This window comes from Streptomyces sp. NBC_01283 (assembly GCF_041435335.1).
Classification (GTDB): Bacteria; Actinomycetota; Actinomycetes; order Streptomycetales; family Streptomycetaceae; genus Streptomyces.
Genome location: NZ_CP108430.1, coordinates 1,477,498 through 1,490,961, shown reverse-complemented (window position 1 = coordinate 1,490,961; position 13,464 = coordinate 1,477,498). Strand labels below are relative to the sequence as shown.

The 13,464-nt window shown below is 72.2% G+C and carries 12 protein-coding genes; 7 read left to right on the top strand and 5 right to left on the bottom strand.

From position 1 onward, the window contains the following. Nucleotides 1–74 precede the first annotated feature (74 nt). From OG302_RS07020 to OG302_RS07010, 3 genes are all read right to left on the bottom strand, one after another. Complete coding sequence (locus tag OG302_RS07020; RefSeq protein WP_371525942.1) at nt 75–764, bottom strand: alpha/beta fold hydrolase; 690 nt, start codon at nt 762–764, stop codon at nt 75–77. A 181-nt stretch (nt 765–945) separates the two neighbouring features. Continuing rightward, a complete protein-coding gene (locus OG302_RS07015; protein WP_371525941.1) occupies nt 946–2,925 on the bottom strand; it encodes a hypothetical protein in 1,980 nt (659 codons plus the stop codon). A gap of 126 nt (nt 2,926–3,051) precedes the next feature. Further along, a complete protein-coding gene (locus OG302_RS07010) occupies nt 3,052–4,734 on the bottom strand; it encodes a molybdopterin-dependent oxidoreductase (RefSeq protein WP_371525940.1) in 1,683 nt (560 codons plus the stop codon). 445 nt (nt 4,735–5,179) lie between these two features. Here OG302_RS07010 and OG302_RS07005 point away from each other — a divergent pair, with 445 nt between their 5' ends. After that, the gene (locus OG302_RS07005) at nt 5,180–5,566 is read left to right on the top strand and encodes a hypothetical protein (RefSeq protein WP_371525939.1); all 387 of its coding nucleotides are present in this window, start codon (nt 5,180–5,182) and stop codon (nt 5,564–5,566) included. Between the two features lie 12 nt (nt 5,567–5,578). On the opposite strand, the gene OG302_RS07000 is transcribed toward OG302_RS07005, so the two are convergent. Further along, nucleotides 5,579–6,205 (bottom strand): TetR/AcrR family transcriptional regulator, encoded by a 627-nt coding sequence (locus tag OG302_RS07000; RefSeq protein ID WP_371525938.1) that lies wholly within the window; start codon nt 6,203–6,205, stop codon nt 5,579–5,581. A 130-nt stretch (nt 6,206–6,335) separates the two neighbouring features. Here OG302_RS07000 and OG302_RS06995 point away from each other — a divergent pair, with 130 nt between their 5' ends. The 5 genes from OG302_RS06995 to OG302_RS06975 all read left to right on the top strand — a co-directional run bounded on the left by OG302_RS06995 (nt 6,336) and on the right by OG302_RS06975 (nt 11,722). Next, nucleotides 6,336–7,847, top strand: a complete 1,512-nt coding sequence (locus OG302_RS06995; RefSeq protein WP_371525937.1) for a serine hydrolase domain-containing protein — start codon at nt 6,336–6,338, stop codon at nt 7,845–7,847. A gap of 181 nt (nt 7,848–8,028) precedes the next feature. Then, a complete protein-coding gene (locus OG302_RS06990; RefSeq protein ID WP_371750039.1) occupies nt 8,029–9,372 on the top strand; it encodes a hemolysin family protein in 1,344 nt (447 codons plus the stop codon). Beyond that, a complete protein-coding gene (locus OG302_RS06985; protein WP_371525936.1) occupies nt 9,369–10,391 on the top strand; it encodes a hemolysin family protein in 1,023 nt (340 codons plus the stop codon). The genes OG302_RS06990 and OG302_RS06985 overlap by 4 nt, the downstream gene beginning before the upstream one ends. Before the next feature lie 199 nt (nt 10,392–10,590). After that, complete coding sequence (locus OG302_RS06980) at nt 10,591–10,998, top strand: N-acetyltransferase (protein ID WP_371525935.1); 408 nt, start codon at nt 10,591–10,593, stop codon at nt 10,996–10,998. 43 nt (nt 10,999–11,041) lie between these two features. Continuing rightward, entirely contained in the window at nt 11,042–11,722 is a 681-nt protein-coding gene (locus tag OG302_RS06975; protein WP_371525934.1) for a hypothetical protein, read from the top strand. A gap of 56 nt (nt 11,723–11,778) precedes the next feature. On the opposite strand, the gene OG302_RS06970 is transcribed toward OG302_RS06975, so the two are convergent. Continuing rightward, a complete protein-coding gene (locus OG302_RS06970; protein WP_361844336.1) occupies nt 11,779–12,384 on the bottom strand; it encodes an MBL fold metallo-hydrolase in 606 nt (201 codons plus the stop codon). An 81-nt stretch (nt 12,385–12,465) separates the two neighbouring features. Here OG302_RS06970 and OG302_RS06965 point away from each other — a divergent pair, with 81 nt between their 5' ends. Next, complete coding sequence (locus OG302_RS06965; protein ID WP_371525933.1) at nt 12,466–13,422, top strand: GlxA family transcriptional regulator; 957 nt, start codon at nt 12,466–12,468, stop codon at nt 13,420–13,422. Nucleotides 13,423–13,464: the final 42 nt, after the last annotated feature.

Below are 13,464 nucleotides of genomic sequence, written 5' to 3'. Positions count from 1 at the left end.
GCGGCTTGGTCAAGAACGGGGCGATCTTCGGCAGAGGGGTCAGCAGGGTCCGTGGGCCGTGCCGGTGGGGAGGGTCAGTAGGCCGTACTGGTGGGGGGAAACTGGTCGGCGATCAAGGGTGGGAGTTCCGCGAGGTCCAGGAGACCGGCCACCGTCCTCCCGGTCAGCGCGTGCCATGCGGGGGCCCGTCTCAGCATGGCGTGGCCGCTGCCGTGCATCAGCACGGTGGCCGCCTCGGCGCCCGCGGCGGTGGCACGCCTCGCGAAGTCCAGGGAGGAGCGGGGATCGGTCGTACGGTCCTGGTCACCGTGCAACAGCACCACGCGACGGCCGCTCAGGTGTGCCACCGGCTCCCCGGTGGGGCACCAGGGGGCCAGGCCGACCACCGCTCGCACCAGCGGATCCCCGGCGGCGCGCAGGGCGGCGCGGGCCCCCATCGAATGCCCCACCAGGACGGTCGGCACGTCACCGGCGAGGAGCTCCAGCTCGCGCAGGGCCTGGCGGGCGTCCCGCACCGCGTCCTCGTGCTCGCCGTTCCAGCCGCGGACGCGATAGCGCACCCGCCCGATCAGCACCGAGCCTCCCGCCGTGGACTCACGGATCTCGCCCTCGAAGAGACGCAGCCGCGCGCGCGGCAGATTCCACGGCGGGGGTGCCTCGGTCCCGTGCTCCCGGCCACCGTGCAGCAGGAGCACGGCCGCACGTGGCTTCTCGACCGGTCTGCCCGGCTCCAGCGCCGGGCGGTGGCCATCGCGGAAGGGCACAGGGACTCCTCGACATGTCGGTGACCGCGGCCGGATGCGGTGGGTGGCGGACGTGGTGACGTGGTGGACTCGGCCGATGTGACTGATTCGGAGCCGCACCGGTGCCCGGATTGGTTTTACGACGCGGTTGCCTCCGCCTCCTCGAACCCAGGCCCGTCTCCACCCGCATCTCCATCGCCGGCTAGCGCGGGGAGCGCGAACCGACTTCGTCCAGCCTCTCACCGTCCGCCAGGCGCGCCCGCACGGTCGCGTCGGGGCTCTGGGGAGCCTTGACGGCCAGTGTGCGCCCTCGCTCGGTCACATCGACATCACCGGTCACATCGATCTCGTCGACCTCGCGGCTGCCCGCGGCGAGGAAGTAGTGCCGCCCGGAGCCCGCGGTCCAGGGAGTACCGGCCACGACGTGCTGGCCGAACCGGCTGCAGGCGGCGGTCGAGCGTGCTCGCCCGACGACCTTCGCCGGTCCGGTGGCGGACGCCGTGGACGCACGGAACTGGACCAGGACACTGCCGGGGCCGCGCCAGGTCGAGGCGCGCGTGCAGGACCACACGGCTCGGCCCCCCTGCTCGGGCAGCTTCTGCTCGGCGAAGTCCCATTGGTTGACGGACCGCACACCGCTCCGGCTCAGCTCGGGGAGCCGGCACGCGATGTGGGCCCAACTCCGCAGCGCCGTACTGCTGGTGGCCTCGCGCGGCTGTCGCGGCGGGGCTCCGGTGCCGGGCAGCGGGGTGTAGCTGAGGTGCACGGGCGTCAGGTCGCCCAGGTCGGTGACGAGGAAGGCGTGCTTCTCCACGATCCGGCTGGAGGAGCGCAGTTGCAGCACCGGACGGCTGTCGCACGATCCCGCCCCCGGCGGTTCGTCGACGGCGTCCGTGATGCCCTCGTCCGACACGTCGAGCGGACGGCCGGGGGAGTTGGGGGTCAGCAGGTCGCGCGTCTGCGCCTCGGCGATCCAAGGGGCGGTCAGATAACGGACCTTGCCCGCCCTGCGGCTGACGACGAGGGCTGCTGCCGTGGTCACGTCCGACTCGTCGGAACGGGAGATGTCCAGGGACGCGTCGCCCGGTGAGGAGACCGGTTCGCCGTAGCGGACGACGCGCCGGCCGTCGTGGAACAGCACGACGGCCTCCCGGCCGACGTCACCCGCGTACAGCAACTGGGTTTCCTTGGGCGGGGGTTCGTCGGTGGTGGCCTTGCCGACGCTGATCCGGGTGCCGCTCGGTGGATCGTTCCACGCGACGAGCGCGCGGGTGATCAGCGCGTCGTCGTCGGCGCGCGGGCCGCGGGCCGGCCATGCGGTGAAGTCCACCCGCGAGGTGTCGGCCCAGGCGTCACGTGGGGTGCGGAGCAACTGGTCGGGTCCGACCGCGAGGGCGGCGACGGCTGCCGGGGACGGTGGCGGCCTGTCCGATGGCGCACCCCCGACGGTGGTCAGCAGCAGCGCACAGCAGAGCGCGACGATGCCCGCGGTGAACCAGGCGAGCTGGTGACGACGCCTGCGGCGCAGCAGATCGGTCGTCCGGGTCTGTACGGAGCAGGCGTCGAACTCCCGTGAACGCAGCAGCGCTTGGGTCGCCGAGCCCGCGGCTGCCTCGATGTCGCAGGCGGTGCGCAGTGCCTCCTTCGGGCGGGGCACACCGGCGGCGGTGAGCAGGTCGACGACCTCGGAGCGGGGGAGCCCCTCCAACTGGAGCAGCACGAACGCCGCACGGGCGGAGGCGGGGATCTCGGAGAGGACCTGTCCCAGCGCGACCTCCTCGCCGCTGCCCGCGCGAGGGAACAGCCGCAGCCCCCAGACCACCGGAAGCATGGGGCGCAGCGCTCGCGGAGACGGCAGGAAGCCGGGCCAGCCGCGCGGACGACGGTCATGGGCCAGCGCGGAGCGCAGGACACGCGCCCGCATGCACGCTACGGCGGGGTCGGGCGTGCGCCTTCGCTGTGCGGGCACCCGGGGCGCGGTCCGCCCGATGCGGAAACCCGGCAGGGCGCGCTGTACCAGGGAGTGGGCGACGAGGACTCGTCGGTGTCTGCTGAGGGTGTGGGGGAGTGTGAGGTAGGCGAGGCGTACGAGCCGGGTGTACTGGTCGACGATGACGGCCTCGGCCTCGTCAAGGGCCACCCGCCCGGACCCGTTCGTCGAGCGCCGTTGCGATGTGCTCATCGATCAAGAAGCCTTCCAAAGGCTGACGACGTTGCGTCCTGACCACGTTCAAACGAGTGAATCTTGTGATGGTCACAGTCGTCGTCCTTTGGTGGATCCGTCTGGTGGCCCCGTCTGGTGGCCCTGTCAGTCGACGGTGACCACCACCGAGTGCCACCCGCTGGCCCCGTCGGGGATCGTCCGGGTCCGCTTCTCGGTCTGGACCTCGCCCGTACGGTCGGTCGCCCGCACGGTGAGCGTGTGGCCCCCCGTGGTCGCCTTCCATGGGAAGGACCACTGGCGCCAGGTGTCCCGGGTGTCCTCGGCGGCCAGATCGGCCTGCTGCCAGGGGCCGTCGTCCACGCGGACCTCGACCTTGTCGATGCCGCGATGCTGCGCCCAGGCAACTCCGGCCACCATGACGGTGCCCGCCTTCGGCCGGCCGAAGGGCTTCGGGGTGTCGATCCGGGACTGGGTCTTGATCGGCGCCTTGCGGGCCCAGTCGCGCTTGACCCAGTAGGGGTCGTAGTCGTCGAACGTGGTCAGCTCGATGTCCTTGATCCACTTGCAGGCGGACACATAGCCGAAGAGGCCGGGGACCAGCATGCGTACGGGGAAGCCGTGCGTGAACGGCAGCGGCTGTCCGTTCATGCCGAGGGCGAGCATCGCGTCGCGGCCGTCCATCACGTCGTCGACAGGGCTGCCGATGGTCATGCCGTCCACGGACCGGGCCACCAACTGGTCCGCGGGACCGCCCTTCGACGGGGGTTCGACCCCGCACTCCGCCAACAGGTCCGCGAGCCGTACGCCGATCCAGCGGGCGGTGCCGACGTAGGGGCCGCCGACCTCGTTCGACACGCAGGTCAGGGTGATGTCGCGCTCGATCAGCTCCCGCCGCAGCAGGTCGTCGAACGTGACGGTCGTCGGCCGGGCGACGCCCTTGCCGTGAATGCGCAGACTCCAGGTGTCGGCATTCACCTTCGGGACCACGAGCGCGGTGTCCACCCGGTAGAAGTCCTTGTTCGACGTCATGAACGAACTGATGCCGGGCATCCGGAGCTGCGCGCCCTTGGGCACCGGGTTCGCTTTCGACGCAGGGGCGGGGAGCGTGATCTGGTTGCGCGAGGCGATGACGTCCTGGCTGCCCGCGGCGTTCAGCGACCGTCCCAGAGCTCCGGCCCCGGCCGATGCGGCGGCAGCGGCGGTGGCCGCGATGATGAACCCTCGGCGGTCCCACTCCGGCCGCCGGTCCGGGGCTGCCGGGGCCGACGCCGTCTCGCGGAGCGGTTCGGGGGCCGTCTCAGGAGCCCCCTCAGGAGACGCTTCCGGAGCCGTCTCAGGAGTAGGGGCCGTGCGTACGGGCTGGAGCGCGAGGCGGCCCGCGAGCCAGTACAGCAGCGCGGCGCCGACGACGGCCCCCGCCACGGAGGGCAGCGCGTCGGTGAGGCCGGTGGAATCGGGGCGGCCGGTGGCCGCCACCCCGCCGATCACCCCGAACAGCAGCACTCCCGCGGTGCCGAGCAGGCGATGGCGCAGGGCCAAGAGCCCCAGCACGATCGCCAGCAGGGCGAGCGCCGCGAGGATGCCCGACTGCAGGACGAGCTTGTCGTCCGTGCCGAACTGCTGGATCGCCCAGTCCTTGACGGGCGCGGGGGTGCGGTCGATGGCCGCGCCGCCGACGGCGACCACCGGGCCGGCCTCGGGCCGCACCGCCGCCGACACCAGTTCCGCCACCGCGAGCGCGGCGAACCCCGCCAGCACCCCGCTCAAGGCGCCAGCCGGTACACGCCACCAGTCGACCGGTCGTCGCAAGGCTCTTCGTTCTGTCATCACAAGAGGTATCCGGCACCGAGGGTCTCGCGGATTGCTCGATTCCCGCATCGAGTGAAACGAAGGGTCCGCCTGGCCCAGCGCGCTCACCACGCGGGGGTGGAGGAGGCGGCGGCAGCGTCCGGGCGGAGGAGGCCCACGCCTCGACGTTCCACCGGGATCACGTGCGCCCCGCCACCTCCTCCGTGCGTCCGGGATCCCTAGCTGGTCCGGAACTTCGAGGCAGTGGCGCAGGCCCTGCTGATCCCCTGCTGACTCCCGGCTGGCCTCCCCGCTGGGGCGCGCGGGGGAAACCGCGTAACCGGCGATCTTGCCTCGCGTTGGTCTGCCGGGGCGAGACTCTTCCGGCACTGCCGAACTGCCCCGCCTCCACGGCAAGTACCTACAGAACGAGCGCCCGTGCCCCTGGCGCGGGGCGATGAAGAAGGCTTGAGGGTCACTCATCATGCACGACATCACCAGGAAGATCGCCGCGGGGATCGGGGCCATGGCCGCGGCGCTCGGCTGTGTCATCGTCGCGGGTCCGCCGGCGGTGGCCGACGGCAAGTGGTGCAACAACGCGGTCTGCATCGAGACGTACGACAGCGGCACCTACCTCGGCAGGGTCGAGGTGTCGGTGATCAACAGCAACCAGCCGCACCGCATCAGCGCGCGCGTCTGGACCACCAACGGCTGGAGCGCCAACACCAAGGTGGAGGACGTCGCCGCGTTCAGGACCTACCGGGACCAGGCCTACCCGCAGCGCCACTTCCCCGCGGGCACCCGGCTCTGCGCGGAAGGCTTCCGCGGCGGCGACAGCGTGGGCCTGCCCTGCGTCACCATCACCGGCTGACCCCCGCGCGCGTCAGCCGTACTGACGGCAGCGGCCGGGGAAGACGGCCCGGACGCGCGCGGTGAGGAGGCCGAGGGCGGCCCGTGCGTCGGCGGCGCCGGCGTCGGACCCGAGCTGCAGGGCCAGGCCCTCGGTCAGACAGTGGAGTTCGAGTGCGGCGAGGTCGGGGTCGGTGTCGGCCGGGACCTCGCCGCACTCTTTCCCGTTGTGCACGGCCGTCGAGAGCATCGAGCGGATGAGCCGGCCCGTCTCGGCGTGGGAGCGGGCCAGGCGGGGGTTGTCCACGGTGCGCCCCAGGAAGGCGAGCACCACCCGGTGCGCCGAGCGGCGCCGCGGGTCTGCCGGGAGCCATTCGCCGAGTCCCTCGACGACGACGTCACGGATCGGCAGCCGCTGGCGCGTGGCGCGTTCCCCCAGCGCGGAGACCCGGTCGAGGATCTTCTGGACGACGCGTTCGTGGGTGAACAGCAGCATCTCGTCCTTGGTCGGGAAGTAGTGCTGCACGTGCCCGACGGAGAAGCCCGCCGTCGCGGCGGTCCGCGCCACGGTGACCCGGTCGAGCCCTTCCTCGGTGACCAACTTCTGTACGGCGTCGGCGACCTGGATGCGCCTTGCTTGGTGATCGACGACCTTCGGCATGCCCTCAGGGTATCCGCCTGCGGACCTTGCGGATCGTTTTTACCATATGGTCATATGGTAAAAACGGCGGGACGCGGACCGAGGGGTGACCGGAGCGATGGCGATGGCAGTGAAGATGGGTGGGCGTCAAATGCGGGCGCGTTTAGGCACGTTGGCGTGCTCGGTGCTGCTCCTCGGTGGTGTGGTGGCTGGCCTCGCGACACCGGTCGCGGCGGCCGCCGCGACGGACTGGTCGGAGATGGACGCGTACGTCCGCGGCCGACTGGACGCGACGGGCACGCCCGGTGCCGCGCTCGCCGTGATCGAGGACGGCCGTGTCGTGCACCAGCGGGGCTTCGGCGACGACGGCAGGGGCCGGGCGGTCACGCCCGACACCCCCTTCCTGTGGGGCTCGCTGTCCAAGCCGGTCACCGGCCTCGCCGTGATGCAGCAGGTGGAGGCGGGCCGCGTGGACCTCGACGCACCGGTGCGCGGATATCTCCCCTGGTTCCGGCTCGCGGACCGGGAGGTGTCCGACCGCATCACCGCCCGGCAGCTGCTCACCCACACCAGCGGCATCCCCACCTCCGCGTCCGGCGAGATCGGGGACCGCTACGACAACGCGCCCGGCGCCCTCGCCGCCGCGGCCCGTGACCTGGCGCGGATCGAGCCCGCCGGCCGGTCCGGCGGCTCCTACGCATACTCCAGCGCGGGTTATGCCGTTCTCGGCGCGCTGGTCGAGGAGGTCTCGGGGCGCCCCTTCGGCGACTACCTCCACGAGAAGATCCTCGATCCGCTCGGCATGGAGCACGCGGTCGCCACCGAGCGGGACTTCGTACGGGAGCGGGTGGCGCCCGGCCACCGCTCCTTCTTCGGCACGCAGGTCCCGTTCGACGCGCCCTACGACACGTCGGGCGTCCCGTACGGCCAGGTGGGCGGCAGTGTGCGGGACTTGGCCCGGTTCGCCCTCGCGGAACTGGGCGGAGGTGAGCTGCACGGCCGACGGGTGCTTTCGCCCGCGGGGATCGCCGACACCCAGCGCGGCCACGTCGAGAGCAGCGCCGACCACTACGGCCTCGGCTGGTCGGTCGGCATGCTCAAGGGCACGGGTGAACGCATGGTCTGGCACGACGGGGCGCTGCCCGGTTTCCAGGCCATGCTGGTCCTGCTGCCCGACAGCGACCGGGCCGTGATCGTCCTGCAGAACGCCTACCACCAGCTGCGGGCCAAGCAGTTCGCCGATGCCGCGATCGGTGCGGCGCAACTCCTGTCCGGCGCGGACCCCCGCACCACCCCGACCGACCCGCTGGCCGTCGCCCTGCCCTGGGCCCTGGCCGCCCTGGCCGGAACACTGCTGATCTGCGTGGCCGCCCCGGCCCTGCGCCGCCTGCCAGCCCGCCGCACGGCGACCCGCTCACGCTCCCGCCGCAGGATCATCGCGACGACGCTCGCATCGGTCACCGCGAGCCTGGGCGTCGCGGCACTCCTGTGGTGGCTGCCCTCGACCCTGGGCGGCACGCTTCCGATGACGCTGCTGTGGCTGCCGGACGCGGGCCGCGGAGCCGTCACCGCCATCGCGCTCGCCCTGCTGCTGGCGCTGGAACGCACGGTGCTCGCGTTTCTGGACCTGTGGCGAGGCCGAAGGCCGGCCCCCTTCGTGTGAGGGCCGCGGACGATCACTTTGCGATTCTTTTACAGTGGGTGTAGAAGTGAGGCGTACTTCTACACCCACTGTCGTTGTACGGCCTCCCGGCGTACGGCGGGCGCACCGTCTGACGTGGCGGGATGCCCGGGCCGCGCCGAGAATGACCGGCAAGCCCCTCGTCGGAACGGAGCCCCTGTTGCTGTCCGCCGTCCTCGGTCTGCTCGCCGTCCTCGTCCTGACCGCGGGCACCGGCTACTTCGTGGCGCAGGAGTTCGCGTACGTGGCCGCGGACCGCCTCGCTCTCGCCCGCGAGGCGGAAGCGGGTGACCGGCGGGCGGCCCGCGCCGTGCAGGTCCTCGGGCGGCTCTCGTTCATGCTGTCGGGCGCCCAGCTAGGCATCACCGTCACCGGTTTGGTCGTCGGCTTCCTCGCCGAGCCGTCCGTGTCCGGGCTCCTGAAGCCCGCTCTGGACGGCACCGGCCTCTCGGACGGCGTTGTCTCCGCCCTCTCCGTGGTCCTCGGCTTCGTCGTCGCCACCGTGCTCCAGATGGTCCTCGGTGAGCTCGCTCCCAAGAACCTCGCGCTCGCCGTCCCCGACCGGCTGGCGAAGTCCCTCGCCGCCTCCACGCTGGCGTATCTGAAGGTCGTCGGCCCGGTCGTCCGTGTCTTCGACGGCGCGGCCAACCGGCTGCTGCGCCGGATCGGCATCGAACCCGTCGAGGAGCTGCATCACGGAGCCACGCTCGAAGAGCTCAGCCACCTCATCGGCGAATCCCACGAGCACGGTCAGCTGCCGCGCGAGAGCGCCGAACTCCTCGACCACGCCCTGGAGTTCTCCGAGCGCACCCTGGACGAGGTCATGGTGCCGCGGGCGGACGTCACGTTCGTGCGCAAGGACGCCACGGCGGAGGAGGCCGTGCGGCTCATCGCCGGGCACGGACACTCGAACTACCCCGTCATGGGCGACCACCCGGACGACATCGCGGGCGTCCTCGGGGTGCGCGAACTGATGCGGCTGCCCGCCGCCCGCTTCGACCGCGCCACGGCGGGCGAACAGGCCCGCCGCCCCCTCCTGCTGCCCGACACCCTGCCGCTGCCGGGCGCGGTGGCGCAGATGCGCGAGCGGGACGACGAGTTCGCCGTCGTCCTCGACGAACACGGGGGTGTGGCGGGCATCGTGACGTACGAGGACATCGCCGAGGAACTCGTCGGGGACATCGCCGACGAGACCGATACCGTCGTCGAACTCGCCGTCGCGGACGGCGCCGGCTGGTTCGTCGACGCGGGCCGCCGCCTGGACGAGGTAGCCGACGCGACCGGCATCGAGCTGCCAGAGGAGGACGACTACGACACCGTGGCCGGGCTGATCGTCGACCGGCTCGGCCGCTTCCCGGCCATCGGCGACCGACTCACCGTGGAACTGCCCGACGGCAGCCACGTCGCCGTCGCCGTACTCGGCCTGGACCGCCACGTCCCTGAACGCGTACGGATCGAGCGCCTGCCCGCGGCGGCGGCGTCGACCGCCGAGGAGGCCTCCGCATGAGCTTCCCCCTGGCCCTCCTCGTCACCGTCCTGCTGCTGGTCGCCAGCGGCTTCTTCGTCGCCGCGGAGTTCGCGCTCGTCGCCGCCAAACGGCACCGCGTGGAGCGCGCGGTCGCCGCCGGACAGCGCGGCGCCAAGTCCGCGCTCGCGGGCATGCGGGAACTGTCCCTGATGCTCGCCGGTGCCCAACTCGGCATCACCGTCTGCACGTTGGGGCTCGGGTCGGTCTCCAAGCCCGCGATCTCCCACGAAATCGACCCGCTCCTGGCCAAGCTGGGCCTGCCCGCCGGCCTCAGTTACGGCATCGCCTTCGCGCTCGCCATGATCGTCGTCGTGTTCCTGCACATGGTCCTCGGCGAGATGGCCCCCAAGTCATGGGCCATCGCCCACCCCGAACGCTCGGCGATGCTGCTCACCCCGCCCTTCCGGGCCGTGGTCAGGGTCGTGCGCCCGCTGCTCACCCTCCTCAACAAGATCAGCAACGCGCTCGTACGGCTGTGCAAGGTCACCCCGCGCGACGAGCTCACGTCCGTGCACAACCGTGAGCAACTCGCCCACCTGGTCGAGGAGTCGGGGCGGCTCGGCCTGATCAGCGACGCCGACTCCGGTCTCATCACCACCTCGCTCACCGCGCCGCTGACCGCCGTCGGTGACCTCCAGACCGCGGTCGCGCAGATCACCTCCGTACCGGCCGACGCGAGCATCGACGAGGTCCTTGAGGTGGCCGCGGCGAGCGACCGCACCCGGCTGCTCGTCAGGGACGGAGCCACCGTCGTCGGCTCGGTGCACGCCCGTGACGCGCTGGTGGCCCGCGCCCGCAGCCATGCCCTGACCGCCCGCGAACTGGCGCGCCCCGTCCCGGAGCTCGCCGCGGACGACACCCTCGCCCATGCCGTCGAGGAACTGCGCCGCCGCCGCGCCTCGCTCGCCGTGCTCTGCGACGAATCGGGGCGGCTGACCGGCCTGGTCAGCCTGGACGACCTGCTGGCCCGCCTGATGGAACCGCGGCAACCGGTGTGACGGCCGCCCGGTGCGCCCCTCCGGGCACGACAACGCGCCCCCTCCCGGGAGCAGAAGCCACCCGGTACAGGGATATACGGGTGTCGTCTCGCGTGGCTAGTGTGCTCGCCATGTCACGCGCCGACGAAGCTGACGCAGGAGACGAAGCCGACGAAGCCGTCTGTCGCCACCCGGAAGCCCGCGCGAGGGCGGCACCGCGGTGAAGTTCCGAAGACCGCCTCCTCCCTGCCCGCAGGCGGTCACCTACCGATGTGCCCCGGCGACGGTGGCGGCGGGCTGTCAGGTCATCACGCTCCTCGACGGCGACGGCCGGGACATCGGGCACCTCGACTACCAGGTGTGTCACGCGTGCCGCGCCGCCCACGTCAGCACCATCGCGATCGCGGGCCCCTGGCAGGGCATGGGCCTGGGCCGTGAGGCCCTCCACCGCGCCATGGACCCCTGGCCCGCCTACGCGTGGTCCACCTCGCGGCAGTCCGCCGACGGCCGGAAGTTCTTCGCCGCGATGGCGGAGGAGACCGGCATGGACTTCGTACCGAGAGCCGTGCGATGCCCCCACATCACCGCTCCGGTACGGGGATCGGGCTCGGGCGGAAAGCAGTCCTGAGGCGCCTGTCACCGGGCGATCCGCACGCGATAGCGTCACCGCCGTGACGATCAACGCCCCGGGCACGCCCCCTGACTCCGCCGCACCCGCGGAGATATTCCGCGGACAGGGACGAACAGGGCGGCGCGTCGCCGACCTCGTCGCCCTCCTGACGCCACCCGTTCTCCTGGTGGTGCCGGTGCTGCTGATCCGGGCCCGGCTGATCGGCGACGGATTCCTGCTCGTCAACCTCGTCTCGTGCGCCGTCAGTGGCCTGGTGGCCGCCTACGCGCACATGGGCTGGCGCGCCCGCCCGCACGACGGCGATCTGCTGTCCGCCCGCACCCTGGCCGGACGGCGCACCGTCGACCTCGCCCGGCTCACCAAGGTCGGCCGTCTGGAGGTGCCGGGGCAGGTCAGGACCGACGACCGGCTCATCCTCACCGACGCGCACGGCGTGCGGCTCATCCTCAACAAGCTCGCGGGCAGCGACGAGACGATCGACGCCCTGGTGCGCCGGGCCCTGCGGCACCGGGAGCCGGGCGCGGGCGTCATCGTGTCGGACCGGGCCGCCGAACGCCTCGGCGTGCGGACCGAGGTGAACCGCCCGCAGGGCCGCCTCAAGGCCGGGCGCACCATCCGCGAGGGACTCATCGGCTGGATTCCCCTGCTGTCCGTCTTCGTGTTCGCGCCGGTGAGCTTCGGCCTGCTGATCGCCGGCTTCCTGCTCTCCGGCGTCGACTGACGACCCGCGACACGGGCCGCCGAGCGTGGCCGGGCACGTGGGGGCGGTCATGTCGCCTAGACCGGCGCCGTCTCGTCGGCCTTGAACGCGCCGCCGTGACCCGGCACGATCACATCGGCGGTGGCGAGCACCCGCAGCCGTGACGTCCGCAGCGTCGTCCGGTCGGGGGAGACCGGGTCGTCGACCGGGCCGTTCGGCCGCCACCACAGGTCGCCCACGAAGGCGATCGTGCCCTCGGCGGTGCCCGCGAGCAGCGTGATGTCCTCGCGGCTGTGGCCCGGCGTGCGGATCAGCCGCAGGGACGGGGCGAGTTCGAAGCCCTCGGCGTCCCGGTCGGTCCACTGGTCGTTCTCGTAGATCGCCTTGTGGTCGTGGACCCGGGCGTTGCCGAACAGGCCCACGTTCATGGTGTTGTCCGGGTGGTGGTGGCTCAGCACCACGTCGGTGATGTCGTCCGGGCCGAGGCCGAGTTCCGCCAGCGGGTCCAGGATCCGGCTCCTGCTCGCCACCATGCCCGGATCGACGATCACGTGCCGGTCCGCGTCGCGGATGTAGGAGACGGTGGCGGCGACTCCGGGGCCGGTGGAGCCCGTGTAGCCGGTGGTGAGGATCGTGTACGTGGCGCTCTGGCCGAGCGGGGCGTCTGTCGGTGCGTTCGTCATGCCCATGAGTCTTCCGGGCGGAAGGCGGGGCAACGAGTGGCCCTTCTGCCACTGATCGCAGGAAACGTGCCACACTGCCGCATGCCGCCTTTCGTGACCATCGCCGCCTACGCCCCGACGGGCGTCGGCATCCTCGGCGCCGGCATCGTCTCCGAGGTGTTCGACGAGCGGGGCTCGTCTCTGCCCCGCTTCGACTTCGCCCTGTGCACCGACCGGCCGGGGCAGGTCCGCTCCGACGCCGGGGTGCCGATCACCGTGGAGCACGGCCTGGAGCGGCTCGCCACCGCCGACCTCGTGATCGCCCTGCCCTGGGCCGACTTCCGTACGCCGCCCGCGCCCGCCGTGCTCGACGCGTTCACCGCGGCCCACGAGCGGGGCGGGCTGGTCGCGGGTCACTGCGTCGGCGCGTTCGCCCTGGCCGCGGCGGGGCTGCTCGACGGGCGGCGTGCCACCACCCACTGGCGCTTCGCCGAGCTCCTCGCGAGCCGGTATCCAGCGGTCACCGTCGAGGCCGAGGCCCTGTACATCGACGAAGGGCAGGTCGTCACGGGCGCGGGAGCGGCGGCGGGTTTCGACCTCACCCTGCATCTGCTCCGACGCGAGTACGGCGCGGCGACGGCCAACACCATCGCCCGGGACCTCGTCCTGCCCTCCCACCGCGACGGCGGCCAGGCCCAGTACCTCGCCGCTCCTGTCCCGGAGGACTGCCGGGACGACCGGCTCGCCGAGGTGCTCGCCTGGGCCCGCGAACATCTCCACGAGCCGCTGCCGGTCACGGAGCTGGCCCGCCGTGCCCTGATGAGCAGGCGTTCCTTCGCCCGCCGCTTCAGCGCGGCGACCGGCACCACCCCGCACGCCTGGCTGGTCGGTCTGCGGCTGAGCAGCGCCGAGGAACTCCTGGAGACCACGGACCTGCCGGTGGAGGAGATCGCCCGCCGGGTCGGGTACGGCAGCGCGGCCGTCCTGCGCGAGCAGTTCGTACGCCGCCGGGGCGTGCCTCCGCGGTCCTATCGCCGTGCGTTCACCCGGGCGCCGTAGGCCCGCTTCAGCCCGTCTCAGAACGCCTCAGTCCGCTTCGGA